Annotated in this window: 27 protein-coding genes; 10 read left to right on the forward strand and 17 right to left on the reverse strand. The window is 62.5% G+C overall.

The genetic code is table 11. The annotated features are described in order from the left end of the window. Window positions 1-81: 81 nt before the first annotated feature. From CWE01_RS19425 to dadA, 5 genes are all read right to left on the reverse strand, one after another. Window positions 82-501, reverse strand: coding sequence for a cytochrome c5 family protein (locus CWE01_RS19425; RefSeq protein ID WP_100942161.1), 420 nt, complete (start codon window positions 499-501; stop codon window positions 82-84). Window positions 502-686: 185 nt separating this feature from the next. Then, window positions 687-1235, reverse strand: coding sequence for a cupin domain-containing protein (locus tag CWE01_RS19430; RefSeq protein ID WP_100942162.1), 549 nt, complete (start codon window positions 1233-1235; stop codon window positions 687-689). A 128-nt stretch (window positions 1236-1363) separates the two neighbouring features. Beyond that, a complete protein-coding gene (gene alr / locus CWE01_RS19435) occupies window positions 1364-2437 on the reverse strand; it encodes an alanine racemase (protein ID WP_100942163.1) in 1074 nt (357 codons plus the stop codon). An 88-nt stretch (window positions 2438-2525) separates the two neighbouring features. Further along, a complete protein-coding gene (locus CWE01_RS19440) occupies window positions 2526-2879 on the reverse strand; it encodes a RidA family protein (protein WP_100942164.1) in 354 nt (117 codons plus the stop codon). Next, window positions 2851-4155, reverse strand: a complete 1305-nt coding sequence (gene dadA, locus CWE01_RS19445) for a D-amino acid dehydrogenase (RefSeq protein ID WP_100942165.1) — start codon at window positions 4153-4155, stop codon at window positions 2851-2853. Before dadA ends, CWE01_RS19440 begins: the two co-directional genes overlap by 29 nt. Before the next feature lie 159 nt (window positions 4156-4314). Between dadA and CWE01_RS19450 the strand changes: the two genes are divergently transcribed. Continuing rightward, on the forward strand, window positions 4315-4803 hold the full coding sequence (locus CWE01_RS19450) for an Lrp/AsnC ligand binding domain-containing protein (protein ID WP_017125528.1): 489 nt from the start codon (window positions 4315-4317) through the stop codon (window positions 4801-4803). Between the two features lie 2 nt (window positions 4804-4805). Here the strand turns inward: CWE01_RS19450 and CWE01_RS19455 are convergent, their stop codons facing one another. Both CWE01_RS19455 and CWE01_RS19460 read right to left on the reverse strand, forming a co-directional pair. Then, on the reverse strand, window positions 4806-5159 hold the full coding sequence (locus tag CWE01_RS19455; RefSeq protein ID WP_100942166.1) for a YkgJ family cysteine cluster protein: 354 nt from the start codon (window positions 5157-5159) through the stop codon (window positions 4806-4808). A 236-nt stretch (window positions 5160-5395) separates the two neighbouring features. Then, window positions 5396-5641, reverse strand: coding sequence for a DUF1127 domain-containing protein (locus CWE01_RS19460; RefSeq protein ID WP_100942167.1), 246 nt, complete (start codon window positions 5639-5641; stop codon window positions 5396-5398). A 182-nt stretch (window positions 5642-5823) separates the two neighbouring features. On the opposite strand from CWE01_RS19460, the gene CWE01_RS19465 reads away from it, so the two are divergent. Further along, window positions 5824-7257, forward strand: coding sequence for a PLP-dependent aminotransferase family protein (locus tag CWE01_RS19465; RefSeq protein WP_100942168.1), 1434 nt, complete (start codon window positions 5824-5826; stop codon window positions 7255-7257). Window positions 7258-7317: 60 nt separating this feature from the next. Further along, window positions 7318-8871 carry a phospholipase D family protein gene (locus CWE01_RS19470; protein WP_100942169.1) on the forward strand — a complete coding sequence of 518 codons (1554 nt, stop codon included), beginning with the start codon at window positions 7318-7320 and terminating at the stop codon, window positions 8869-8871. 10 nt (window positions 8872-8881) lie between these two features. Here the strand turns inward: CWE01_RS19470 and CWE01_RS19475 are convergent, their stop codons facing one another. Both CWE01_RS19475 and CWE01_RS19480 read right to left on the reverse strand, forming a co-directional pair. Continuing rightward, window positions 8882-10027 (reverse strand): MFS transporter, encoded by a 1146-nt coding sequence (locus CWE01_RS19475; protein ID WP_100942170.1) that lies wholly within the window; start codon window positions 10025-10027, stop codon window positions 8882-8884. 227 nt (window positions 10028-10254) lie between these two features. Further along, window positions 10255-11748 carry an aldehyde dehydrogenase gene (locus tag CWE01_RS19480; protein WP_100942171.1) on the reverse strand — a complete coding sequence of 498 codons (1494 nt, stop codon included), beginning with the start codon at window positions 11746-11748 and terminating at the stop codon, window positions 10255-10257. A 237-nt stretch (window positions 11749-11985) separates the two neighbouring features. On the opposite strand from CWE01_RS19480, the gene CWE01_RS19485 reads away from it, so the two are divergent. Next, the gene (locus CWE01_RS19485; RefSeq protein WP_100942172.1) at window positions 11986-12348 is read left to right on the forward strand and encodes a cupin domain-containing protein; all 363 of its coding nucleotides are present in this window, start codon (window positions 11986-11988) and stop codon (window positions 12346-12348) included. On the opposite strand, the gene CWE01_RS19490 is transcribed toward CWE01_RS19485, so the two are convergent. The 3 genes from CWE01_RS19490 to rpmB form a co-directional block, all read right to left on the reverse strand. Further along, window positions 12349-13728: a hypothetical protein gene (locus CWE01_RS19490; protein WP_100942173.1), complete on the reverse strand. Its 1380-nt coding sequence runs from the start codon at window positions 13726-13728 to the stop codon at window positions 12349-12351. Window positions 13729-13889: 161 nt separating this feature from the next. Beyond that, window positions 13890-14045, reverse strand: a complete 156-nt coding sequence (gene rpmG / locus CWE01_RS19495; protein ID WP_003177274.1) for a 50S ribosomal protein L33 — start codon at window positions 14043-14045, stop codon at window positions 13890-13892. Window positions 14046-14056: 11 nt separating this feature from the next. Next, window positions 14057-14290 (reverse strand): 50S ribosomal protein L28, encoded by a 234-nt coding sequence (gene rpmB, locus CWE01_RS19500; protein WP_100942174.1) that lies wholly within the window; start codon window positions 14288-14290, stop codon window positions 14057-14059. Window positions 14291-14740: 450 nt separating this feature from the next. Between rpmB and CWE01_RS19505 the strand changes: the two genes are divergently transcribed. Next, the gene (locus tag CWE01_RS19505; protein WP_100942175.1) at window positions 14741-16330 is read left to right on the forward strand and encodes an ABC transporter substrate-binding protein; all 1590 of its coding nucleotides are present in this window, start codon (window positions 14741-14743) and stop codon (window positions 16328-16330) included. Window positions 16331-16449: 119 nt separating this feature from the next. On the opposite strand, the gene radC is transcribed toward CWE01_RS19505, so the two are convergent. Further along, complete coding sequence (gene radC / locus CWE01_RS19510; protein ID WP_100942176.1) at window positions 16450-17124, reverse strand: DNA repair protein RadC; 675 nt, start codon at window positions 17122-17124, stop codon at window positions 16450-16452. A 134-nt stretch (window positions 17125-17258) separates the two neighbouring features. Here radC and coaBC point away from each other — a divergent pair, with 134 nt between their 5' ends. The 4 genes from coaBC to argB all read left to right on the forward strand — a co-directional run bounded on the left by coaBC (window position 17259) and on the right by argB (window position 22548). Continuing rightward, window positions 17259-18467, forward strand: a complete 1209-nt coding sequence (coaBC, locus tag CWE01_RS19515; protein WP_100942177.1) for a bifunctional phosphopantothenoylcysteine decarboxylase/phosphopantothenate--cysteine ligase CoaBC — start codon at window positions 17259-17261, stop codon at window positions 18465-18467. Between the two features lie 5 nt (window positions 18468-18472). Further along, window positions 18473-18928 carry a dUTP diphosphatase gene (dut, locus tag CWE01_RS19520; protein WP_100942178.1) on the forward strand — a complete coding sequence of 152 codons (456 nt, stop codon included), beginning with the start codon at window positions 18473-18475 and terminating at the stop codon, window positions 18926-18928. 1264 nt (window positions 18929-20192) lie between these two features. Then, window positions 20193-21578: a phosphomannomutase/phosphoglucomutase gene (locus CWE01_RS33695; RefSeq protein ID WP_218176790.1), complete on the forward strand. Its 1386-nt coding sequence runs from the start codon at window positions 20193-20195 to the stop codon at window positions 21576-21578. A gap of 64 nt (window positions 21579-21642) precedes the next feature. After that, window positions 21643-22548, forward strand: coding sequence for an acetylglutamate kinase (gene argB / locus CWE01_RS19530; RefSeq protein WP_100942180.1), 906 nt, complete (start codon window positions 21643-21645; stop codon window positions 22546-22548). A 190-nt stretch (window positions 22549-22738) separates the two neighbouring features. On the opposite strand, the gene CWE01_RS19535 is transcribed toward argB, so the two are convergent. Together CWE01_RS19535 and pyrE are read right to left on the reverse strand one after the other, a co-directional pair. Beyond that, window positions 22739-23296: a DUF4124 domain-containing protein gene (locus CWE01_RS19535; RefSeq protein WP_100942181.1), complete on the reverse strand. Its 558-nt coding sequence runs from the start codon at window positions 23294-23296 to the stop codon at window positions 22739-22741. Between the two features lie 36 nt (window positions 23297-23332). Continuing rightward, window positions 23333-23974: an orotate phosphoribosyltransferase gene (gene pyrE, locus CWE01_RS19540; RefSeq protein ID WP_100942182.1), complete on the reverse strand. Its 642-nt coding sequence runs from the start codon at window positions 23972-23974 to the stop codon at window positions 23333-23335. A gap of 83 nt (window positions 23975-24057) precedes the next feature. Between pyrE and CWE01_RS19545 the strand changes: the two genes are divergently transcribed. Continuing rightward, window positions 24058-24837 carry an exodeoxyribonuclease III gene (locus CWE01_RS19545; RefSeq protein WP_003176915.1) on the forward strand — a complete coding sequence of 260 codons (780 nt, stop codon included), beginning with the start codon at window positions 24058-24060 and terminating at the stop codon, window positions 24835-24837. Window positions 24838-24902: 65 nt separating this feature from the next. On the opposite strand, the gene CWE01_RS19550 is transcribed toward CWE01_RS19545, so the two are convergent. Both CWE01_RS19550 and rph read right to left on the reverse strand, forming a co-directional pair. Next, window positions 24903-25271 carry a DUF4870 domain-containing protein gene (locus CWE01_RS19550; protein ID WP_100942183.1) on the reverse strand — a complete coding sequence of 123 codons (369 nt, stop codon included), beginning with the start codon at window positions 25269-25271 and terminating at the stop codon, window positions 24903-24905. 35 nt (window positions 25272-25306) lie between these two features. Continuing rightward, window positions 25307-26029, reverse strand: coding sequence for a ribonuclease PH (gene rph / locus CWE01_RS19555; protein ID WP_100942184.1), 723 nt, complete (start codon window positions 26027-26029; stop codon window positions 25307-25309). Window positions 26030-26086 lie beyond the last annotated feature (57 nt).

Genomic DNA, 26086 nt, shown 5'->3' on the forward strand with positions numbered 1-26086 from the left:
GACAGCCCGGCGACACTGGAGCGAATCTTCGCCAGATGCAAAAAAGCCGCTCGTAAGCGGCTTTTTCAGAGATGATCGGTCTTATTTCAGTCCGGACATTTTCTCGATCGCACCTTTGAGCTCGTCATCGGAGCAATCGGCGCAAGTGCCTTTTGGCGGCATTGCGTTAAGACCGGTGATGGCCTTGGCCAGCAGGCCACTGAGGCCGCCCTGGTGATCGGCGCGATCTTTCCAGGCCGCGGCGTCGCCGATTTTCGGCGAACCGAGCAGACCGGTGCCATGGCAGGCGTTGCAATGTTTGGCAATCACTTCGTCCGGCGTCTTGGCACCACCGCCACCACCCACGGTAGCCGCCACTTCCATGCCCTTGCACTCTTCACCCTGGACACACACTTTGCCCACCGGATCGAGGCGCTTGGCGATGTCGTCATTGATGGTCGAAGCCTGAGCGCTGATTGCCCACAGGGCGACTACGGTTGCTGGTACGGCCAGCATTTTCATAATTGGATTCACGCGTACACCCTCAATGGTGGCTAATCACGCCCGCAACCACGGTTTCGCAGGCGGCGTGAGTATAACGGTTCGACTGCCACTGCGAAACAACCCTAATACTCACAAGGTTATTAGCCGAGTGGCCAATCAATACTGCCGGGCGCCTTGAAATCCCTGACCTGACGCCTCTGCTCTTAAAAATTCGCCGGTGTCGCTGCGCTGATTAGTCGCGCGGGGGTATCGAACGGATTACGGAAGCGATGCGGCTTGGTGCTTTCAAAATAGTAGCTGTCGCCCGCTTCGAGGACGAAAGTTTCTGCACCGACCACCAACTCCAGTCGACCTTCCAGCAAAATGCCAGTCTCCTCGCCTTCATGGGTGAGCATTTCCTCTCCGGTATCGGCACCTGGAGGATAGATCTCATTGAGGAAAGCGATAGCACGGCTGGGATGGGCACGACCGACCAGCTTCATGGTCACGGCACCATCGGAGATATCGATCAGCTCGTTGGCCTTGTAGACGATCTGGGTCGGTTTTTCCTGGAGGATTTCCTCGGAAAAGAACTCGACCATGGACATGGGAATGCCGCCAAGAACCTTCCTCAGCGAACTGATCGAGGGGCTGACACTGTTTTTCTCAATCATTGAAATGGTGCTATTGGTGACGCCCGCGCGTTTGGCGAGTTCACGCTGAGACAGACCTTTCAGTTTACGGATGGATTGCAGTCGTTCACCGACGTCCAATACGGCAGCCTCCCAGGGATTCAGGCGATGTTGTAATTGAGCGATATCATGGCATAGCGTTCAGTATTTACAACACTCGAGCCCGAATCCGAGTCGGCGAGACGATCTGTGGCGCAGCGGGTTACCCGCTAGCTCCCGGTGTAGAGCAGTGGTACCCGGCGCAGGTTGCAGAAAATCTCATAAGGAATGGTCTCGGCCCGGGCCGCGACCTCGCTGGCCAGGACGTTTTTGCCCCACAATTCCACCGTCGAACCCAGCCCGGCCTGGGGCACATCGGTCAGATCGATGCACAACATGTCCATCGAGACCCGTCCCAGCAACTGGCTGCGCTGACCGGCCACCAGCACCGGCGTGCCGGTCGGGGCGTGACGCGGATAGCCGTCGGCATACCCCAGGGCCACCACGCCAATGCGCATCGGCTTCGGCGCCACGAACTGGCCGCCGTACCCCACCGGCTCACCCGCCGGCAGTTCACGCACACTGATGACTTTCGACTCCAGGGTCATGACCGGCTGCAAGCGCGCGGCCAGCGGGTTTTCTTCTTCGAAGGGGGTCGAGCCGAACAGCAGGATACCGGGACGGACCCAGTCGCTGAAAATCTGCGGCCAGCCGAGCACCGCCGGAGAATTGCGCAGGCTGACCTCAGCCGACAAACCCTGGCGGGCGGCCTCGAAGGTCGCCACCTGTTCGACGCTGCGCTGGTTGCCCAGTTCGTCGGCGCGGGCGAAGTGGCTCATCAGGACAATCTTCGCCACCTTGCCACTGGCCTGCAGGCGCTGGTAAGCCGCCTGATAGTCGGCCGGCTCCAGCCCCACCCGGTGCATGCCCGAATCCAACTTGAGCCAGACATTGATCGGTTTGGCCAACACCGCCTGCTCGATGGCTTCCAGCTGCCAGAGCGCATGCACCACGCACCAGAAGTCATGTTCGACGATCAGGGGCAGTTCGTCGGCCTCGAAAAAGCCTTCCAGCAACAGGATCGGCGCGCGAATACCCCCGGCCCGCAACGCGAGGGCCTCCTCGATACAGGCCACGGCAAAACCATCGGCCTCGGCTTCCAGGGCCTGGGCACAGCGCAGCGCACCATGACCGTAGGCATCGGCCTTGATCACCGCGAGGGCTCGGGCACCCGATACTTCACGGGCCAATTGATAGTTGTGACGCAGGGCTTGGAGGTCGATCAGGGCACGGGCAGGACGCATGGCGGCAAACTTCTGGACGGTCAACGGGGAATAAAAAACCGGTGCGAAAAGCAGTGAAACCGCCGTCGCACCGGGAGAGGGATCGTACTTAAGGCAGAGCGGCCACAACCGACAGCTCGACCAGGATTTCCGGTTCGCACAGCTTCGATTCAACCGTGGCCCGGGCCGGGGCGACGCCTTTGGGCAGCCACTTGTCCCAGACCGCATTCATCCCGGCGAAGTCGGCATCGATGTCTTTCAGGTAGATCGTCACCGACAGCAACTTGCTCTTGTCGGTACCCGCCAGATCCAGCAAACGCTCGATATTGCCAAGAGCTTCACGGGTCTGGGTTTCAATCCCGGCGCCCATATCGTCGCCGACCTGCCCTGCCAGATACACGGTGCCGTTATGAACGACGATCTGGCTCAAACGCTCATTGGTGAGCTGGCGCTGGATTGACATGTTTTGCAGTCTCCTGGGGAGTTTTGCCGTAACGGGAAATATCGAGGCCTTCGGCGCTGATCTGCGGCTTTTTCTTCGCCATCAGGTCAGCCAGCAGGCGACCGGAGCCACAAGCCATGGTCCAGCCGAGCGTGCCGTGACCGGTGTTCAGGAACAGATTGCGGAATGAGGTCGCCCCCACGATCGGCGTACCGTCGGGTGTGGTCGGACGCAAACCGGTCCAGAAACTGGCTTGCTCGAGGTCGCCGCCCTGAGGATAAAGATCGCCGACGATCATCTCCAGCGTTTCGCGCCGTTTCGGGTTCAGCGACAGGTCAAAACCGGCGATTTCCGCCATGCCACCGACGCGGATGCGGTTGTCGAAACGAGTGATCGCGACCTTGTAGGTTTCATCAAGGATAGTCGAAGTCGGGGCCATGGCCGGGTTGGTGATCGGCACGGTCAGCGAGTAACCCTTGAGCGGATAGACCGGCGCCTTGATCCCCAGCGGCTTGAGCAACTGCGGCGAATAACTGCCCAGCGCCAGCACGTAGCGGTCGGCGGTTTCCAGCTTGCCGTCGATCCACACGCCGTTGATGCGGTCGCCCGCATGGTCGAGCCGTTGAATGTCCTGGCCGAAGCGGAACTCCACACCGAGCTTGACGGCCATTTCGGCCAGGCGGCTGGTGAACATCTGGCAGTCGCCGGTCTGGTCATTCGGCAGGCGCAGGGCCCCGGCGAGGATATCGGTGACGCTGGCCAGGGCCGGTTCGACCCGGGCAATGCCAGCACGGTCGAGCAATTCGTAAGGCACGCCGGACTCTTTCAGTACCGCGATGTCTTTTGCCGCGCCATCGAGCTGCGCCTGGGTGCGGAACAGCTGGGTGGTCCCCAGGCTGCGGCCTTCATAGGCGATACCGGTTTCGGCGCGCAGTTCGTCGAGGCAGTCACGGCTGTACTCGGACAGGCGGACCATGCGCTCCTTGTTCACCGCATAACGACTGGCGGTGCAGTTGCGCAGCATCTGCGCCATCCACAGGTACTGGTCGATATCGGCGGTGGCCTTGATCGCCAGCGGCGCATGGCGCTGCAGCAACCACTTGATGGCCTTGAGCGGCACGCCCGGCGCGGCCCAGGGCGAGGCATAACCAGGCGAGACCTGGCCGGCGTTGGCAAAGCTGGTTTCCATGGCGGCGGCCGGCTGACGGTCGACCACCACCACTTCGAAGCCGGCCCGGGCCAGATAATAAGCACTGGTGGTACCAATGACGCCGCTACCCAATACCAGAACTCGCATGTGTCTATTCCTCAATCCGCGGCCAGGCGCCGATGTTTAGTGTTCAAAGCCAAGATGCGCGCAGTGTAAAAAACAATAGCCAGTGCTTTTCACTATATAAGTGCCTATATTTGGCGAGAATTCTCGGCACTATCGCTTTTGACGGAGGGGCATTCCCTAATGAGAACCAACCATCAGACCAAGCGCGAGCTGGACAAGATCGACCGCAATATCCTGCGCATCCTGCAGGCCGACGGGCGCATCTCGTTCACTGAGCTTGGCGAAAAGGTCGGCCTGTCCACTACGCCCTGCACCGAACGGGTCCGCCGGTTGGAGCGCGAAGGCATCATCATGGGCTACAACGCCCGGTTGAACCCGCAGCACCTCAAGGGCAGCCTGCTGGTGTTCGTCGAAATCAGCCTCGACTACAAGTCGGGCGATACCTTCGAAGAATTCCGACGCGCCGTGCTGAAATTGCCGCACGTGCTGGAATGCCACCTGGTCTCGGGGGATTTCGACTACCTGGTGAAAGCGCGGATTTCCGAGATGGCCTCCTATCGCAAGCTGCTCGGCGATATCCTGCTCAAGCTGCCCCACGTGCGGGAATCGAAGAGCTACATCGTGATGGAAGAAGTGAAAGAGAGCCTGAACCTGCCGATTCCGGATTGAACCTAGACCAGTACCTGACGCGTGCTGGCGATGTATTCGTGAACCTGCTGCTCGGCCCGTGGATGAATCATCTCCACGGGACGTCGGCCATTGGGACAAGGCAGCGTCGGCGTCGTCCCGAACAGGCGGCAGATCAGCGGTCGCTCGTCGTACACCGTGCAACCGTTCGGTCCCAGGTGCACGCAATTGAGCTCGTCCAGCGCCGCTTCCTGCTCGGCGGCGGTCTTGCGCGGCAGGCGGGCCATCTCCTCGGACGAGGTGGTCACCGGCCCACAGCAGTCGTGACAGCCCGGCACACAGTCGAAAGACGGAATTTGCTGGCGCAGAAAGCGGATTTTCTGGCTGTTACAGCTCATCGAACAACGACCGGAAAGAAGAATAAGCGCGGATTTTGCCTGAAAAGGCCGCTCCCGACAGCAAACCTGTTCATCTGAAGAAACCCAGTCGCCCTCCTGCCGATCTGCGTATCACCGCAAAATATCGTGCAATCACCGCCTTTGTAGGCGCTGGCTTGCCGGCGATGAGGCCCTTGAGCCATGCGCCATCTATCTGGACGCCATCGCCGGCAAGCCGGGCCCCCACAGGTTTCGCGTCAAGGACGCCAGAACGGTTTCAAGCCTTCTTCCCTGGCCTGATCCGGACTCAAGCCGACATCGCGCAGTTGCTCGGGTGTGAGTTCCAGCAAGGTCTTGCGGGTGCGCAGGCGATGCCAGAACAGACCCATGGAACCGAAGGCCGGCGTGCTGCCACGGGCGGAAGACGCCTTGACTACCCGCTCGTGCTCGATCACCAGTTCCTGACTGCGCAATACCAGACGCACATCGCTCATGCCGTTCATTACCTCTGCTCCTTTGTTACTCGGTTGCCATGAGTACACAGGATGGGCGAACGGCCAAAACCATTACAGATTCAATCAATTTTTATTAATCCAATACAGATCTCGCCAAAGCACGACTGAATCCTGTATTTTTACCCCATCTGTACCGGCCAATGCTTCCCACTTCACCCGAGACCTGCGCCATGACTCTCTACGTCAACCTCGCCGAACTGCTTGGAACCCGCATAGAACAGGGTTTCTATCGTCCCGGAGACCGCCTGCCTTCTGTACGGGCGTTGAGTGTGGAGCACGGTGTCAGCTTGAGCACGGTGCAGCAGGCCTACCGCGTCCTGGAAGACAGCGGGCTGGCCCAGCCGAAACCCAAGTCCGGCTACTTCGTGCCCGTAGGCCGCGAACTGCCTGCGTTGCCGGTCATCGGGCGGCCGGCGCAACGCCCTGTGGATATCTCGCAATGGGAACAGGTGCTGGAACTGATCCGTGCCGTCCCCCGCGAGGACACCGTACAGTTGGGCCGTGGCATGCCGGACATCGACAGCCCGACCCTGAAACCGCTGCTGCGCAGCCTGGCGCAGATCAGCCGGCGCCAGGACATGCCCGGCCTGGCCTACGACAATATCCACGGCAACTTCGGGCTGCGCGAACAGGTGGCCCGCCTGCTGCTCGACTCCGGCTGCCAGCTCGGCCCAAACGACCTGGTGATCACCACCGGTTGCCACGAGGCCCTGTCCACCAGCATCCGCTCCATCTGCGAGCCGGGGGACATCGTCGCGGTGGACTCCCCCAGCTTCCACGGCGCCATGCAGACCCTCAAGGGGCTGGGCATGAAGGCCCTGGAAATCCCCACCGACCCGATCACCGGCATCAGCCTCGACGCCCTCGAACTGGCCCTCGAACAGTGGCCGATCAAGGCCATACAGCTGACCCCCAATTGCAACAACCCGCTGGGCTACATCATGCCGGAGTCGCGCAAACGGGCCCTGCTGACCCTGGCCCAGCGCTTCGACGTGGCGATTATCGAAGACGATGTGTATGGCGAACTGGCCTACACCTACCCCCGTCCGCGCACCATCAAGTCCTTCGATGAAGACGGCCGCGTGCTGCTCTGCAGTTCCTTCTCCAAGACCCTCGCCCCGGGCCTGCGCATCGGCTGGGTCGCGCCCGGTCGCTACCTCGAGCGGGTGCTGCACATGAAGTACATCAGCACCGGCTCCACGGCACCGCAGCCGCAACTGGCCATCGCCGACTTCCTCAGAAACGGCCATTTCGAGCCCCATCTGCGGCGCATGCGCAGCCAATACCAGCGTAACCGCGATCTGATGATCGACTGGATCAGCCGTTATTTTCCCGCCGGCACCCGCGCCAGTCGCCCCCAGGGCAGCTTCATGCTCTGGGTCGAACTGCCCGAGGGTTTCGATGCCTTGCGCCTGAACCGGGCATTGCAGGACCAGGGCGTGCAGATCGCCGTGGGCAGCATCTTTTCCGCCTCGGGCAAATACCGTAATTGCCTGCGCATGAACTACGCTGCCAAGCCGACGCCGCTGATCGAAGAGGCCGTGCGCAAAGTCGGCGCCGCCGCGATCAAATTACTGGCACAAAACGAGAGCAGTATCGATTGACCTTTAGCCGCCGGACAGCGTCCATATGCCCACACCTGCCATGATCCGGGGCGATGACCATTGAAAGCCTGTTTGCTGCTCATTGCCCTGCTCTTGAGCGGATGCGCGACCCGGGATGTTCCACGGCTTCCCAGCCAGGCCCTGGCGGCGAGCGAGTCGAGCTTCGGCCGTTCGATCCAGGCCCAGGCCGCGCCCTGGCAGGGACGTTCGGGCTTTCGCCTGCTGCCCAACGGCAGCGAGGCGTTCAGGGCCCGGGCCGAATTGATCCGCAATGCCCAGGTCAGCCTGGACTTGCAGTACTACATCGTCCATGACGGCCTGAGCACCCGCATGCTCGTGGATGAGCTGCTCAAGGCCGCCGATCGCGGCGTACGGGTGCGCATCCTGCTGGACGACACCACCAGCGACGGGCTCGACTCGGTCATCGGCACCCTGGCCGCCCATCCAAATATCCAGATCCGCCTGTTCAACCCGCTGAACCTGGGCCGCAGCACCGGTGCCACCCGCACCCTGGGCCGCTTGTTCAATCTGTCGCAGCAACATCGGCGGATGCACAACAAGTTGTGGCTGGCCGACAACAGCGCGGCCATCGTCGGCGGCCGCAACCTCGGCGACGAATATTTCGGCGCCCAGCCGGACCTGAACTTCACCGACATCGACCTGCTCGGCTTCGGGCCCGTGGCCGAACAACTCGGACACAGTTTCGACCAGTACTGGAACAGCGCCCTGAGCACGCCCATCGGCGATTTCCTCTCAACCCCACCCTCCGCGGCGGAGTTGGCCAAGGCCCGACAACAGCTCAAGGACTCGCTCGGCAGCTATCGCCAGCACAACACCGCCCTGTACCTGAAACTTCGGGCCTACATGAGCGAGCCGCACATGGATATCTGGCGCCATGAGCTGATCTGGGCCTGGAGCGAGGCGCTGTGGGACGCGCCGAGCAAGGTCCTGGCCAGGGGCGAGCCGGACCCGCGCTTGTTGCTGACCACGCAGCTGGCGCCGGAACTGCAGAACGTTCATACCGAACTGATGATGATTTCCGCCTACTTCGTGCCCGGTCAACCGGGGCTGGTCTACCTGGCCGGGCGTGCCGATGCGGGGGTCTCGGTCAGCCTGCTGACCAATTCGCTGGAAGCCACCGACGTACCGGCCGTACACGGCGGTTACGCGCCTTACCGCAAAGCGTTGCTGGAACACGGCGTGAAACTCTTCGAACTGCGCCGCCAGCCAGGGAACCTTGGCGGCAGCGGACCGCACCTGTTTCACAGAGGAGCCTACAGCGGCTCGGACTCCAGCCTGCACAGCAAGGCGATGATTTTCGACCGGGAGAAATCCTTTATCGGCTCGTTCAACCTCGATCCGCGCTCGGTCCTGTGGAATACCGAAGTCGGCGTGCTGGTGGACAGCCCGGAACTGGCGGAACACGTCCGGGCCCTGGCCTTGCGCGGCATGGCCCCGGCCCTGAGCTACCAGCCGCGCCTGGAGCAGGGACAGATTGTCTGGGTCACCGAGGACCACGGCCAGCTCCACGAGCTGCACCACGAGCCGGGCAACTGGTGGCGCCGGTTCAACGCCTGGTTCGCCAACCATATAGGGCTGGAGCGCATGCTCTGAAGGTTCGCCATCAGCCGGCCGGCTGCGCGGTGCCGAAGGCGCCCTGACGCAACACCAGCACCAGCAAGCCCAAGGCCCCCGCAGCCATGAACAACGGCAAGGCATGCCCGCTGATCCACTGGCTGCCCGCCCCCGCCACCAACGGCCCGATCAGGCAGCCGATGCCCCACAGCTGCGCCACATGGGCGTTGGCCCGCACCAGCGCGTCGTCGCGATAACGCTCGCCGATCAGGATCAACGACAAGGTGAACAGCCCGCCCGCGCTGGCCCCGAACAGCACCCACAACGGCCAGATCAGCAAGGTGTCGAGCAACAGCGGCACCGCCAGGCTCGACAGCATCAGGGCCAGGGCGCAACCGGTGAACAGCGCGCGCCGGGACAAACGGTCGGCCAAGGCGCCAATCGGCAACTGCAACAAGGCATCGCCCACCACCACGGTGCTGACCATCGCCAGGGCAATATCCGCCGTGAAGCCCTGGCGCAGGCAGTAGACCGGCAGCAACGTCAGAATCATCGCCTCGAAGGCGGCAAACAGCGAAATGGCCCAGGCAATGGCCGGCAACCCCCGACAGAAGCCCAGCAAGTCCGCCAGGGTGACGCGATTGGACTCCGTCGTTGGCGCGCCACTGCGCCCCAGCAACAGGAACGGCGCGGCCACCAGCAAGCCCACGCCGCCCCAGAAACCGTAGTCGCCCTCGGTACCCACGGCGGCCAGCAGCAGCGGACCGGACAGTTGGCTCAGCGCATAGGTGCTGCCATACAGCGCCACCAGGCGTCCGCGCCATTGCTCGACCACCAGTTGGTTGATCCAGCTCTCGCCGAGGATGAAGACGATGGTCAGGATCACCCCGATCATCAGGCGCAGCACCAGCCACACCGGGTAGCTGGGCAGCAGCGCCAGCAAACCGATGGACAAGGCCCCGGCCCACAGGCAGAGGGCCATAAGCCGGGCAGTGCCGAAGCGCGCCGCCAGATGGCTGGAGATACTGGCCCCCAGCAATACGCCGATGGCCGGCATCGCTGCCATTACGCCAATGGCGAAGGTGCCATAACCCCAGCTTTCCAACCGCAGGGACACCAACGGCATGCTCACGCCCAGTGCCAGCCCGACACTGAGTACCGAAGCCAGCACGGCGAAATAAGTCGCCCAACGCATGTTCCACACTCCTGTGGATAGTTTTTGTTCAAGACGACACAGCCGGACTTCCTTGCGGAGAGTCCGGCTGTGCCAGGGGCGTTGCCCGATCATGCAGACAAGATCCTGATTAAACCCCGACCTGTAGGAGCCGGCTTGCTGGCGATAGCGTCCGCAAGAACCATGCAAGGTTCGAGGGCCTCATCGCCAGCAAGCCGGCTCCTACAGGTTTTGTTGCGTCCTGATGATTACAGCTTGATCCAGGTCGCCTTCAGCTCGGTGTACTTGTCGAACGCATGCAGCGACTTGTCGCGGCCGTTGCCCGACTGCTTGAACCCACCGAACGGTGCGGTCATGTCGCCGCCATCGTACTGGTTCACCCACACGCTGCCGGCCCGCAGGGCCTTGGCGGTCAGGTGCGCCTTGGAGATGTTCGCGGTCCAGACCGCCGCCGCCAGGCCATACGGCGTGTCGTTGGCAATGCTGATCGCCTCTTCCACACTGTCGAAGGCAATCACCGACAGTACCGGGCCGAAGATTTCTTCCTGGGCGATCTTCATCGCGTTGCTCACACCATCAAAGATGGTCGGCTCGACGTAGGTGCCACCGGTTTCCTGCAGGGTCCGCTTGCCACCGGCCACCAGCTTGGCGCCATCGGCATGGCCCGATTCGATGTACGACAGCACGGTATTCATCTGCTGGGTATCCACCAGGGCACCGACATTGGTGTCCGGGTCCAGCGGATTGCCCGGCTTCCAGGCCTTCAGCGCTTCGATCACCAGCGGCAGGAAGCGGTCCTTGATCGAACGTTCCACCAGCAGGCGCGAACCGGCGGTGCAGACTTCGCCCTGGTTGAAGGCGATGGCGCTGGCCGCGGATTCGGCGGCGGCCTGCAGGTCCGGAGCATCGGCAAAGACGATGTTCGGGCTCTTGCCGCCGGCTTCGAGCCAGACACGCTTCATGTTCGACTCACCGGAGTAGATCAGCAGTTGCTTGGCGATCTTGGTCGAACCGGTGAACACCAGGGTGTCGACATCCTGGTGCAGGGCCAGGGCCTTGCCGACGGTGTGACCGTAACCCGGCAACACGTTCAGCACGCCCGCCGGAATACCGGCTTCAACCGCCAGGGCGGCAATGCGGATCGCGGTCAGCGGGGATTTTTCCGAAGGCTTGAGAATCACCGAGTTACCGGTGGACAACGCCGGCCCGAGCTTCCAGCAAGCCATCATCAACGGGAAGTTCCACGGCACGATGGCCGCGACCACGCCCACCGGCTCGCGGGTCACCAGACCCAGTTGATCGTGGGGAGTGGCGGCCACTTCGTCATAGATCTTGTCGATGGCCTCGCCGCTCCAGCTCAGGGCCTGGGCCGCGCCGGGCACGTCGATGTGCAGGGAATCGCTGATCGGCTTGCCCATGTCGAGGGTTTCCAGCAGGGCCAGCTCCTCGGCATTGACCTTCAGCAGCGCGGCGAAACGAATCATCGCCGATTTGCGCTTGGCCGGGGCCAGGCGCGACCAGACACCGGAATTGAAGGTCGCGCGGGCACTCTCGACGGCGCGCTGGGCATCGGCCGCATCGCAGCTGGCGACGCTGGTCAGCAGGCGGCCATCGACCGGGCTGATGCACTCGAACGTCTCATTCGAGACCGCGGCGGTGTATTCACCATTGATGTAGGCGCGGCCTTCAATCTTCAGCTCACGGGCACGTTGTTCCCAGTCAGCACGAGTCAGGGTGGTCATTCGAGTGTCCTCCTCTTATTGAAATACTGGAGCCATGCGCTCTTGCGCCAGCACCGTTCGGAATTCTGCCCAACGGGCCCCGATCTGGGCCCATGGCACCCACCACCCTAAACCAGCGGCACCTGAAGTTTCAATATATTTGACAAAGACTCGTCAAACGCCGTTGCCATGTTCGTTTTAATAAACATAGACTCGGTGCTTGCGACCCCAGGCCCGTCACCGCAGAGGAAGAGCACCATGAGCATCCAGGACATCGTCGATTTCAGCGAAGCCACTCCCGTACCGGAACGCTTTCGGCCGGCAGCGGAGAAAGTGTTCAAGGGCGATCCCGAGCAAACGATCTACAACCACTATGGCAGCCCTTGCGGGCAGATGAATGCCGGCGTCTGGGAAGGCGCGGTGGGCCAGTGGACGGTGAATTACACCGAGCATGAATACTGCGAAATCGTCCAGGGCGTCTCGGTGCTGCGCGACGCAGACGGCAACGCCAAAACCTTGCGCGCCGGCGATCGCTTCGTGATCCCGGCGGGCTTCAAGGGCACCTGGGAAGTGCTGGAGCACTGCCGCAAAATCTATGTGGTCTTCGAACAGAAAGCCTGATCAGACCTGGACACACCAGGACCGTGGGTCCTGGCTGGACTTGAGCGGATAGGGAATGTCCAGTTGGAGGTCATCGCGCTCGAAACGCAGGCGCCCCTCGGCCGTTTCCTCGAACTCGGCCTCGCTCAGGGCCAGGATCCAGTAGAAATCCTTCCGGCCACAGTCCTCTTTGACATGGGAGGCCACCGTCGCCGTCCGCAGGTCGATACGACCGTCGCTCAAGGCGAACCGGGCATCGACTCCGGTTTCAATTTTCTCGGACAGCGCGGCGATACGGTAGGTATTGCCGAGACCGAAACTCCCCTGCATGGCTCCCTGCGGCACCAGCAGGCGTTGGCCCGCCGGGTCGTTGAAGCGCCGCAGAAAGGGCTCGAAGGCTTGCGCCGCCTCGCGATTGGTCTCGGCAATCGCTTCTCGCAGGCGTCGCCCCAGGGACTCGTCAGGCGGGTTTTCGAGGGGCACCACCGAACCCAGGAGAATCGACACGGGCATTTCTCCCCGGGCAACGCGAGGCAGCCAGTTCACACCCCGGCGATCGAGCAGATGCCCTGCCAGGGCACCCAGTGCATAACTTTCATGATCGGCCGCCAGATACTCGGTCCGGCTCGAGAGGCTGAGCTTCTCGAGCATCAGCCGTTGCCATTCGACAGTGCCCGGCCCCAGCCCGAGCGCCAGCAGTTGGGCAACCCACTCCACATAGCGGGCACTGCCTTCGGAGCGGTCGGTATTGCGAATGTCCGTCGACTCATCGGCATGCTCGTCCAACCAGCGGCGATACCAGTAGCCGGCCCGCTCGACCCCATCGATCTCACCCCGGGCTGCCGCCAGCAAGTGACGAATCATCAGGTTGCGATACAGCCGCGGCTCGGCAACGGCGGGATAACGGATGCTGCGCTCGGCATCCGGATGATGCGCCCAGGCTGCTTCGGCGTAGAAATGAAAGGCCTCGTGGGTCGCCAGGCTGAACAGCTCGGGGACCGCCTGCGGGTCCTTCAGCCGCAGCAGCTCATCCTCGGGCAACGCTTCGCCCATCCCGACAAAGACGGTCGGGCGACCTTGCCAGCGGAGCTTGTCGAACGACTTGTATCCATACGACAGCCCCAGCGCCCTGACGGCCGCCATGTCGATCTCATGCCCGCCGTGAGCGTTCATCAACCAGGCCCGCCGCCCGTTGCTGGTCAGCAGCTGAACATCCGCGAAGACCCGGGTGACCTCGTTGAACTCAGCCAGCGCAGGCCAGGCGGCCCGGGTCGCCTCGGTCATCCTGCGCACATAGGCGTCCGTGCCGGCCTGTTCATTCGGCGGCTCCGCCGAAACCGCAATACTGCCCGCCGCCAGGACCACCAGCAGCAAAATTCCAAACCTCCTCGCAATCATCATGAGCGTTCTCCACATCCGCATCCTTTCGGTGTTCACCCAGTCTAGGAAAGGCGCAACGGGAAAAATGTAGGAATCAGACACGCAAACGGCAGGAGCGGGCCGAAAAAAGGCGAAAAAAAAACCCCGAACGAGTCGGGGTTTTTCTCGAAAAACAAAATCAATTACTTGATTTTGCCTTCCTTGTAGATCACGTGCTTACGAACAACCGGATCATATTTCTTGATCTCGATTTTGTCCGGAGTAGTGCGCTTGTTCTTGTCAGTCGTGTAGAAATGACCAGTACCGGCGCTCGAGATCAAACGAATCAATTCACGCATGATTTAGCTCCTTATACCTTGCCATCGCGACGGATTTCGGCCAGCACGACATCAATGCCGCGCTTGTCGATGATACGCATGCCCTTGGCGGATACGCGCAGACGCACAAAACGCTTCTCGGACTCGACCCAGAAGCGGTGATGCTGCAGGTTCGGCAGGAAACGACGACGGGTTTTGTTGTTTGCGTGGGAAATGTTATTCCCAGTCACCGGACCCTTACCGGTAACTTGACAGACTCTAGACATGCCTCAGCCCTCTAAAACCACATGCCCAACCCGGCATGGGTTGGCCGCTTAATCTCTCAGTCATTTGGCGCCAGGCGCCGCGTTTCTTTAAGGGTCTTACCGGCTACACCTACAAGCGAAGGAACCGGGCCCCTAGAAAAGAGCGCTGCTTTATACCAGAAAGACTCAGGTGCAACAACATCAAGTGCGATTAAAACCTCGACGGCGCACCGCCAATGAGCGGCCAGGACGCCAGCAACGTGGGCTGGCGCCCCGAAAGGCCGCTCGTCGCACAATACCGGTCAGCGGCGCAAAAGGCCCGCCAAACCGTGCGGTGAAAATATCGAGGGAAGCAGGCAAACTGAAAAACCCGGTAAAAACGGGATAGTCAATTACCGTCCATACCTCTAGGGTAGGACTTTTCCAGACTGCACTCGCAGATGGGACAACGACCTGCAAAGGATACTGAATATGCGTCTCGCTGCCCTACCGCTATTGCTCGTCCCCTTCCTCGCGGTGCCGGCCTTCGCCGCCAGCACCCTGAGCGTCTGCACCGAAGCCAGCCCCGATGGGTTCGACGTGGTGCAGTATAACTCGCTGAGCACCACCAATGCCTCGGCCGACGTGCTGATGAACCGCCTGGTGGACTTCGATGCCGACAGCGGCAAGCTGGTGCCCAGCCTCGCTGACAGCTGGACCGTGTCCGACGACGGCCTGGTCTACGAGTTCAAGCTGCATCCGGGGGTGAAATTCCATCACACCGACTACTTCAAGCCGACCCGCGACCTGAGCGCCGCCGACGTGCGCTTCAGCTTCGAACGCATGCTCGACCCGGCCAACCCGTGGCACCAGATCGCCCAGAGCGGTTTCCCCCACGCCCAGTCGCTGCAACTGCCAAGCCTGATCAAACGGATCGAGGCGGTTGATCCGCTGACCGTGCGTTTCACCCTCGATCACCCCGACTCGACCTTCCTCGCCGCCTTGAGCATGGGCTTCGCCTCGATCTATCCGGCGGAATACGCCGACAAGCTGATGGCCGCGGGCACCCCGGAAAAACTCAACAGCCAACCGATCGGCACCGGCCCGTTCGTGTTCGGCCGGTTCCAGAAGGACGCCTCGATCCGCTACAGCGCCAACCCGGACTACTTCGCCGGCAAGCCGGCGGTCGACAGCCTGATCTTCGCCATTACCCCGGATGCCAACGTCCGCCTGCAAAAGCTGCGGCGCAATGAATGCCAGATCGCGCTCTCGCCCAAGCCCCTGGATGTTGCGGCCGCCAGTAAAGAGCCGACGCTCAAGGTGGAAAAAACCGCGGCCTTCATGACCGCTTTCATCGCGATCAACAGCCAGCACCCACCCCTGGACAAGCCGGAAGTGCGCCAGGCGATCAACCTCGCCGTCGACAAGACCAGCTACCTCAAGGCCGTGTTCGAAGAAACCGCCGAGGCCGCCAACGGTCCGTACCCGCCCAACACCTGGAGTTACGCCAAGGACCTGCCCGGCTACGCCCATGACCCGGAAAAAGCCAAGGCCCTGCTGGCCAAGGTCGGGCTCAAGGACGGTTTCCAGACCACCATCTGGACACGCCCGTCGGGCAGCCTGCTCAACCCCAACCCGAGCCTCGGCGCACAGTTGCTGCAAGCCGACCTCGCCGAAGTCGGCATCCAGGCGCAGATCCGCGTGATCGAATGGGGCGAGCTGATCCGCCGGGCCAAGGCCGGTGAGCATGACCTGCTGTTCATGGGCTGGGCCGGCGACAACGGTGACCCGGACAACTTCCTGACCCCGCAATTCTCCTGTGCGGCGGTGAAATCGGGCACCAATTTCGCCCGTTACTGCGACGCGGGGCTGGACAAGCTGATCAGTGCCGGCAAGACCACCAGCGAACAAGGGGTGCGCAGCAAGCTGTACGAGCAGGCCCAGGCGCAGATCCAGCAACAGGCGCTGTGGGTGCCGCTGGCGCATCCGACGGCCTTCGCCTTGCTGCGCAAGAACGTCCATGGCTATGAAGTGAGTCCGTTCGGGCGGCAGGATTTTTCCAAGGTCAGCCTCAAGCCCTGAAATCGGCACACCCTGTGTAGGAGCCGGCTTGCCGGCGATGAGGCCCTCGATCCTTGCGGCGCCCTTACAGACGCCATCGCCGGCAAGCCGGCTCCTACAGGGGATCATCCCCGGCTCCCCTACATCCAGCCACGCTCCATCATCGACAAGGGTTCGCCCTCGCCGACGATAAAGTGATCGAGCACCCGCACATCCACATACTCCAGCGCCGTTTTCAGCCGTTTGGTCAGCACATGATCGGCCTGGCTGGGCTCGGCGACCCCCGAAGGGTGGTTGTGACACAGGATCAACGCCGCCGCGTTGTGCGCCAGCGCCCGCTTGACCACCTGCCGTGGATAGACGCTGGTGTTGTCGATGGAGCCGTGAAACAGCGGCTCGAACGCCAGCACCCGATGCTTGCTGTCGAGAAACAGGCAGGCGAACACCTCATGGGGCTCATGGCGCAGCATCGCCTTGAGGTAATCGCGCACCGCTCGCGGGCTTTCCAGCACCGAGTCGCGGCGCAGGCGCTCGGCCAGATGCCGGCGGGCCATCTCCAGCACGGCCTGCAATTGCGCGAACTTCGCCGGCCCCAGCCCCAACTGGCGACCAAACGCCTGCTGGTCGGACTCCAGCAGATTGCGCAGGCTGCCGAACCGGCTCAACAGGTGCCGGGCCAGGTCCACCGCGCTCTTGCCGGAAACCCCGGTACGCAGAAAGATCGCCAGCAACTCGGCGTCCGACAGACTCGCCGCGCCCTGCTCCAGCAACTTCTCCCGCGGCCGCTCCGCCGCCGGCCAATCACGAATACTCATTCCACCTCCCTGTCCTTGTGGCGCCGCTGTTCCCTGGCGGTCGCTGTGTTATCTTAGCCCATCATTTTTACCCCTGATCCGGCCTGGGGAGGCGTCGTCAGGGGGTAGCCATCACCGGACTAAAAGGCAGGTCTATGCAGCGGCTGTATCGGAAACGCATCGTTCTCGGCGTCGGCGGCGGCATTGCTGCCTACAAGAGCGCCGAGCTGGTTCGCCGACTCCTCGACCAGGGCGCCGAAGTGCGCGTGGTCATGACCCGTGGCGGCAGCGAGTTCATCACCCCCCTGACCATGCAGGCGCTGTCCGGGCACCCGGTGCACCTGGACCTGCTCGACCCGGCCGCCGAAGCCGCCATGGGCCATATCGAGCTGGCGAAATGGGCCGACCTGGTGCTCATCGCCCCGGCCACCGCCGACCTGATCGCCCGTCTGGCCCAGGGCATCGCCAACGACCTGCTGACCACCCTGGTGCTCGCCACCGACGCCACCGTGGCCATCGCCCCGGCGATGAACCAGGCCATGTGGCGCGACCCGGCCACCCAGGCCAACACCCAATTGCTGCAAAGCCGCGGCCTCAAAGTCTTCGGCCCGGCCTCTGGCAGCCAGGCCTGCGGCGACGTCGGCCTGGGACGCATGCTCGAAGCCACGGACCTGGCGCAGTGCGCCGCCGACTGCTTCCAGCACCTGGCCATGACCGGCAAACACGTGCTGATCACTGCCGGCCCGACCCAGGAAAACATCGACCCGGTGCGCTATATCACCAACCACAGCTCCGGAAAAATGGGCTTCGCCCTGGCCGAAGCCGCGGTGGAAGCCGGTGCGCGGGTGACCCTGATCACCGGCCCCGTGCACCTGCCGACCCCGGACCGGGTGACCCGCATCGACGTGGTCAGCGCCCGCGACATGCTCGCCGCCTGCGAAGCCGCCATGCCCTGCGACCTGTTTATCGCCTCGGCAGCGGTCGCGGACTACCGCCCGGAAGTCGTTGCCCCGCAAAAACTCAAGAAAGACCCTACGAACGGCGACGGCCTGCTGCTGCAGATGGTGCGTAACCCGGACATCCTGGCCACTATCGCCAGCCGTGCCGACCGTCCGTTCAGCGTCGGTTTCGCCGCCGAAACCGAACACCTGCTCGACTACGCCGCGCGCAAGCTCAAGGACAAGAACCTCGACCTGATCGTCGCCAATGACGTGGCCAACCCCAGCATTGGCTTCAACAGCGAGGAAAACGCCTGCAGCGTGATCGACCGCGAGCTCCACGCGACGCTGTTTGCCCAGACCAGCAAGGGCAAGATTGCCCGCCAGCTGGTTTCCTTTATCGCCGAACGACTGAACCAGGTTTAATTTTCATGCACGCTTTGCAAGCCAAGATCCTCGACCCACGCATCGGCGGCGAATTCCCGCTGCCACAGTACGCCACGCCCGGCTCCGCCGGCCTCGACCTGCGCGCCATGCTGCAGCAGGACACCGTACTGGAACCGGGCCAGACCTTGCTGATCCCCACCGGCCTGTCGGTGTACATCGGCGATCCGGGCCTTGCCGCCCTGATCCTGCCGCGCTCCGGCCTGGGCCACAAACACGGCATCGTGCTGGGCAACCTGGTGGGCCTGATCGACTCCGACTACCAGGGCGAACTGATGGTGTCCTGCTGGAACCGTGGCCAGACCGCCTTCAACATCGTCGTCGGCGAGCGGATTGCCCAGCTGGTGCTGGTGCCGGTGGTCCAGGCACACTTCGAACTGGTTGAAACCTTTGACGAAAGCCAACGCGGTGCCGGTGGCTTCGGGCATTCGGGCAGCCATTGACCTAAGCTGATCCAGGCCCGGTCCGAACGGTGCGCGTTGATTTTCAGGATGACCCTCTCGGAGGCAGTATTTGAAAGGCTTCAAGCGCAACGCAAAGACCGCCGGCGGTCATGAAAGCAACGACCATCCACCTCCTGGCGACGCCACCAACCCTCTGCTACCAGGGCTGCAGCTTGCCCTCGGTGGGTTGGCCCTGGCCGCCGCGCTCCTGTGGTTTGGCGTGGTTGGCCCCTGGAACCAGACGCTGCGCGGCAGCCTGGCGCAAGCCCCCGGCGCCGTGGCGGCCGCAGGCCTGAGCCAGGCGACCCACGACCTGATCGCCCAGACCGAGGCGGCGGCCCTTGACCCTTCGCTGCTCAAGGCCCTGCAAAGCCAGAACGCCGACCAGGTCAAGGCTGCGGAAGCCGGCCTGCGCTTCGCCAACGGCCTGGTGGACGCGCAGCTCTACCTGCCCGGCCAGGCCCAACCGAGCAATGACCGCGCCGCGCCGCTGAATTTCTCGGCTCTGGACCTGATCACCCGCACCGAACGCGGCACCCACCCGGCGCCGGAAGCCTACAAGATCGGCCAACGCTGGCTGGTCTATAGCGCGGCCTCGCTCAAGGCCCCCGCCGATGCCCAGAGTGGCGGCACCCTGCTGCTGGTCTTCGACCTGCAGCGACTGCTCCAGCCCTTCACCACCTGGCACCCGGAAACCGGCGAGCTGCGCCTGACGCAAAGTGTCCTCGGCAGCCCGGAACAAGTGCTGGACCAGCGCGGAACGGCGGCAGCGGACGAAAGCTATCCCTTTGGCACCGGCAACCCCAACTGGGTCCTGAAGTTCAGCCCGGGCCCTTCGCTCAAGCTGTCCTACCCCCTGAGCGCCTACGCCTTGACGGTACTCGCCGCCTTGTTCGCCCTGGGCGGTGCCCTGCTGGGCATCTACCTGCCGCACAAACGCCTGCAGAACCGTCTCGACGGCGATGCCCGACAGCTGGAGCAACTGTTTCGCGAACTCTCCGGCGGCAAAGCCGTCAAAGCCTTCAGCTTGAGCCTGCCGGCCCTCAATGGGCTGGCTCAGGAACTGGCGCGCTTTTCCTTGCGCAACGGTCATCCCGAGCCTGCCGGCATTGATCCAGGCACTGCGATCCGCAGCGCCCCAGCGCCGATCCAGCCCACGACGCCAAGTATCGTCTGGGCCGATCCGCTGTTCCAAGATACCGACATTCTCGATATCGATATTCTCGACGAACACCAGGATTTCCTGGGAACGGAGCCCCCAACGATGAACAGCATCCCGACCTTCCCTGACAGCATTTTCCGCGCCTACGACATCCGTGGCACGGTCCCGGAGACCCTGAACGGCGAAACCGCCTACTGGATCGGCCGCGCCATCGGCGCGCAGAGCCTGGCCCAGGGCGAACCCAACGTTTCGGTCGGTCGTGACGGTCGCCTGTCCGGGCCGGAGCTGGTCCAGCAGTTGATCCAGGGCCTGCACGACAGCGGTTGCCACGTCAGCGATGTCGGCCTGGTGCCGACCCCGGCGCTGTACTACGCCGCCAACGTGCTGGCCGGCAAGTCCGGGGTGATGCTCACCGGCAGCCACAACCCGTCGAACTACAACGGCTTCAAGATCGTCATCGCCGGCGACACCCTGGCCAACGAACAGATCCAGGCCCTGCACACCCGCCTCAAGACCAACGACCTGAGCAGCGGCAAGGGCAGTGTCGAGAAAGTCGACATCCTCACCCCATACTTCGAGCAGATCCGCAACGACATCGTCCTGGCGCGGAAACTCAAGGTCGTGGTCGACTGCGGCAACGGCGCCGCCGGGGTCATCGCGCCCAAGCTGATCGAGGCCCTGGGCTGTGAAGTGATCTCGTTGTTCGAAGAGGTCGACGGCCACTTCCCCAACCACCACCCGGATCCGGGCAAGCCCGAGAACCTGGTGGACCTGATCGCCAAGGTCAAGGAAAGCCATGCCGACCTGGGCCTGGCCTTCGACGGCGACGGCGACCGCGTCGGTGTGGTGACCAACACCGGCAGCATCGTCTTCCCCGACCGCCTGCTGATGCTCTTCGCCAAGGACGTGGTGGCGCGCAACCCGGGCGCGGACATCATTTTCGACGTCAAGTGCACCCGCCGCCTGACCCCCTTGATCCGCGAATACGGCGGTCGTCCGGTGATGTGGAAAACCGGCCACTCGCTGATCAAGAAAAAGATGAAGGAAAGCGGTGCCCTGCTCGCCGGCGAAATGAGCGGCCATATCTTCTTCAAGGAACGCTGGTTCGGTTTCGACGACGGCATCTACAGCGCCGCGCGCCTGCTGGAGATCCTCAGCCAGGAGAAATCCAGCGCCGAAGAGCTGTTCGCGACCTTCCCGAACGATATTTCCACGCCGGAAATCAATATCAATGTGACCGACGTGAGCAAATTCAGCATCATTGATGCACTGCAACGCGACGCCGACTGGGGCGACGCCAACTTGACCACCATCGACGGTGTGCGGGTCGACTATCCCCAGGGCTGGGGCCTGGTCCGCGCCTCCAACACCACGCCGGTGCTGGTGCTGCGCTTCGAAGCCGACAGCGACGCCGAATTGCAGCGCATCAAGGACGTGTTCCACGCCCAATTGAAACGTGTTGCGCCTGATCTCCCACTACCGTTCTGACCTTTGGACGGTGTAAAAGCGTAGTCTTTGCACCGTCCGACCACTTGTTCCACCGGAGCCCTGAATGACCCTCGAACGCGATGCCGCTGCCAATACCGCCAAGGTTCTTTCCGAAGCGTTGCCTTACATCCGCCGATACGTCGGCAAGACGCTGGTGATCAAGTACGGCGGCAACGCCATGGAAAGCGAAGAGCTGAAAACCGGTTTTGCCCGCGACATCGTGTTGATGAAAGCGGTGGGGATCAACCCGGTGGTGGTCCACGGTGGTGGCCCGCAGATCGGTGACCTGCTCAAGCGCCTGTCCATCGAGAGCCACTTTATCGACGGCATGCGCGTGACCGACGCCCAGACCATGGACGTGGTGGAGATGGTCCTGGGCGGGCAAGTGAACAAGAGCATCGTCAACCTGATCAACCGTCACGGGGGCAGCGCCATCGGCCTGACCGGCAAGGACGCCGAGCTGATCCGCGCGAAAAAGCTCACCGTGACCCGCCAGACCCCGGAAATGACCCAGCCGGAAATCATCGACATCGGCCAGGTCGGCGAAGTGGTCGGGATCAACACCGATCTGCTGAACCTGCTGGTCAAGGGTGACTTCATCCCGGTGATCGCGCCGATTGGCGTGGGTGCCAATGGCGAGTCCTACAACATCAACGCCGACCTGGTGGCGGGCAAGATCGCCGAGGCCCTGAAGGCCGAGAAGCTGATGCTGCTGACCAATATCGCCGGCCTGATGGACAAGGAAGGCAAGGTCCTGACCGGCCTGAGCACCGTCCAGGTCGACGAGCTGATCGCCGACGGCACCATCTATGGCGGCATGCTGCCGAAGATTCGTTGTGCACTGGAAGCGGTACAGGGCGGCGTCGGCAGTTCGCTGATCATCGACGGCCGGGTGCCGAATGCGGTGCTGCTGGAGATCTTCACCGATACCGGCATGGGCACCCTGATCAGCAACCGCAAGCGTCACTGATCACAGAAATACGGCTTCAAAAACGCAACAACCCCCTGTAGGAGCTGGCTTGCCAGCGATGAGGCCCTTGAGTCTTGCAGAGATCTTGCGGGCCTCTTCGCTGGCAAGCCAGGCTCCTACAAGGATCGCGTCGGCCGTAGCTACGCGTCGAGGGTCAAGGCAGTATTTACAGGCTCGTGCCGACCACGCCTCAGCGCGTCAACTGCTCCACCCGCGCCCGATCCACCGCGAAATCCTGTTGCACCTGGACTCGCGCCGCCTGGTCCCGGGCAATATCGGCCCTCAGTCGCGCCTGTTCATCCCGTATCCCTGCAAGTTGCCCGAGCAACTGCGGCGGCACCTCGTGCCCCGCCCGCTCCTGCTCCGCCGCCTGACTTTGCAGACTGGCCTGCTGCGCCAGCAAGGCCTGCAGATTGGTCTGGATGCTCGCGATCATCGCGTCCAGCTCGGCAAGCTTTCGAGCCTGGGCCTTGTCTACCTCACCGACACTGGAATAACGCTGCAACAGCTGCGCATTGGCATCGGCCTGGGCTTTCTGCGCCTGCAGACGCGCCAGCTCCTCGGCCGTCGGCGCCGGTGCAATCGTCTGCACCACCCGCCCCCGCGAGTTCAGCACCTGATAACCCTTGCCCGCGTACTCCGGGGGCACCTGGCGGTCGAGCACCGTGACGCCCCGGCTGTCGACATAGCGATACAACAGCACGCCGGATGCGTCCTCGGCCTGGGCGGCAAAGGACACACAGAGCATCAGGGGCAACCACCGATACCCACGGCGCAAGGGACGTCAGATCCCGTATTGCGCGCGATAAGCCTCAACCGCAGGCAAATGCTGCTTGAGTTGCTCATCGTCGGCGAGAAACTCCAGGACCTGGGTCAGGGAGACAATGCTGACCACCGGGATCGCGAAGTCACGCTCGACTTCCTGGATCGCCGACAGCTCGCCATTGCCGCGTTCCTGGCGGTTGAGTGCAATCAGCACGCCGGCAGGCTTGGCGCCCTGGGCCTGGATGATCTGCATCACTTCGCGGATCGCGGTGCCGGCGGTGATCACGTCGTCGATGATCAGCACATCGCCGGCCAATGGCGCGCCGACCAGGCTGCCGCCTTCGCCGTGGGCCTTGGCTTCCTTGCGGTTGAAACACCAGGGCAGATCACGCCCATGATGCTCGGCCAGGGCCACGGCGGTGGCTGCCGCCAAGGGGATACCCTTGTAGGCCGGGCCGAACAGCACGTCGAACGGAATGCCGCTCTCGACGATCGCCGACGCATAGAAACGCCCCAGCTGGGCCAGGGCCGAACCGCTGTTGAACAGACCGGCATTGAAGAAGTAAGGACTGGTACGTCCCGACTTCAGGGTGAACTCACCGAAGCGCAAAACCCCGCGATCGATGGCAAAACGAATGAAGTCGCGTTGATACGCCTGCATGAAAAAAGCCCCAAATACCACGGATTTAGCTAATTAGGTAGACCTTGGGGTATCATACACGCACGTGATTTTTGGGGCCATTTATGCGGATCATCAGTGTGAACGTCAATGGTATTCAAGCCGCAGTCGAGCGTGGTTTGCTCAGTTGGCTGCAAGCTCAGAATGCCGACGTCATCTGCCTGCAGGACACCCGTGCCTCCGCCTTTGAACTGGACGACCCAGCCTTCCAACTGGATGGCTACTTCCTTTATGCCTGCGATGCCGAAGTCCCCGCCCAGGGTGGCGTGGCTCTGTATTCGCGGTTGCAACCGAAGGCTGTCATCAGCGGTCTCGGTTTCGAGACGGCAGACCGCTACGGGCGCTACCTGCAAGCCGATTTCGACAAGGTCAGCATCGCGACCTTGCTGCTTCCCTCGGGGCAGAACGGCGATGAAGACTTGAACCAGAAGTTCAAGCTTATGGACGACTTCGCCCGCTATCTGGACAAACAGCGGCGCAAACGTCGCGAATACATCTACTGTGGCTCGCTGTACGTCGCGCAACAGAAGCTGGATATCAAGAACTGGCGCGACAGCCAGCAATCCCCGGGTTTCCTGGCGCCGGAACGGGCCTGGATGGACGAGATTGTCGGCAACATGGGTTATGTCGATGCCCTGCGCGAAGTCAGCCGCGAAGGCGACCAGTACAGCTGGTGGCCGGATAACGAACAGGCCGAGATGCTCAACCTCGGCTGGCGTTTCGACTATCAGTTGCTGACCCCGGGCCTGCGCCGTTTCGTCCGTAGCGCACGCCTGCCGCGCCAGCCGCGTTTCTCGCAGCACGCGCCGCTGATCGTCGACTACGACTGGACGCTGACCATCTAAGGGTCTTTTCGCAGCGACAAAAAAGCCGACATCACGTCGGCTTTTTTGCGTGTCGGCATCAGGGGCTACTTGACCGGCCGCCAGGTGAAGGGATAGCGGTAAGCCACGCCCTCATTGGCCTTGACCCCGGCAATGATGGTCAACACCACCGCCGCGATCACCAGCAAGCCGAACAGCGGAATGCCGATCAGGACGAACATCAGCGGAATACAGACCATCGCCGCGATCGCCACGGTGATCTGGAAATTCAGCGCTTCCTTGCCCTGGGCATCGATGAAAGGGTCCTGCTCGCGCTTCATCTGCCACAGGATCAGCGGCCCGATCAGGCTGCCGAATGGAAACCAGTAGCCAAGAAACGCCGACAAATGACAGAACATTGCCCACTGCCTGACTTCCTGGCTCGGTGCGGGTACGGGCAGTTGTTCATCACTCATGGCGCTCTCCTTCATCCTGGAAAAAGCTCGAATCCTCAGTCGGCCAGCGCGGCGTTCTGCAATTCGAAGATTTCGTTCATGCCTTTCTGCGCCAATGCCAGCATCGCGTTCAGGTCTTCCGGCTGGAACGGCGCGCCTTCGGCGGTGCCCTGGACTTCGATGAAGCCACCGGTGCTGGTCATGACCACGTTCAGGTCGGTCTCGGCTGCCGAGTCTTCCAGGTAGTCCAGGTCGAGTACCGGCTCGCCCTGGTACATGCCCACCGATACCGCGGCGATCATCTGCTTGAGCGGGCTACCGCCCTTCAGGCCGCCACGCTTCTTGATCACCGCCAGGGCATCGACCAGCGCGACCATGGAGCCAGTGATGGATGCGGTGCGGGTGCCACCGTCGGCCTGGATCACATCGCAGTCGACATACAGGGTCACGTCGCCCAGCTTGGACATGTCCAGCGCGGCGCGCAGCGAGCGACCGATCAGGCGCTGGATCTCCAGGGTCCGGCCACCTTGCTTGCCGCGGCTGGCTTCACGCTGGTTACGCTCGCCGGTGGCGCGCGGCAGCATGCCGTACTCGGCGGTCAGCCAACCCTGGCCCTGACCCTTGAGGAAACGCGGCACACCGTTCTCGACGCTGACCGTGCAGATCACTTTGGTATCACCAAACTCGACCAGTACGGATCCCTCGGCGTGTTTGGTGTAGTTGCGGGTGATGCGGATCGAGCGGAGCTGATCGGCAGCGCGACCACTTGGACGTTTCATCTGGGAATACCTGTACGAGGACGGAAATCTACCGAGCATTATAGAGGCCAGGGCCTG

Origin of the sequence: Pseudomonas sp. QS1027 (genome assembly GCF_002814235.1) — a bacterium.
GTDB lineage: Bacteria > Pseudomonadota > Gammaproteobacteria > Pseudomonadales > Pseudomonadaceae > Aquipseudomonas.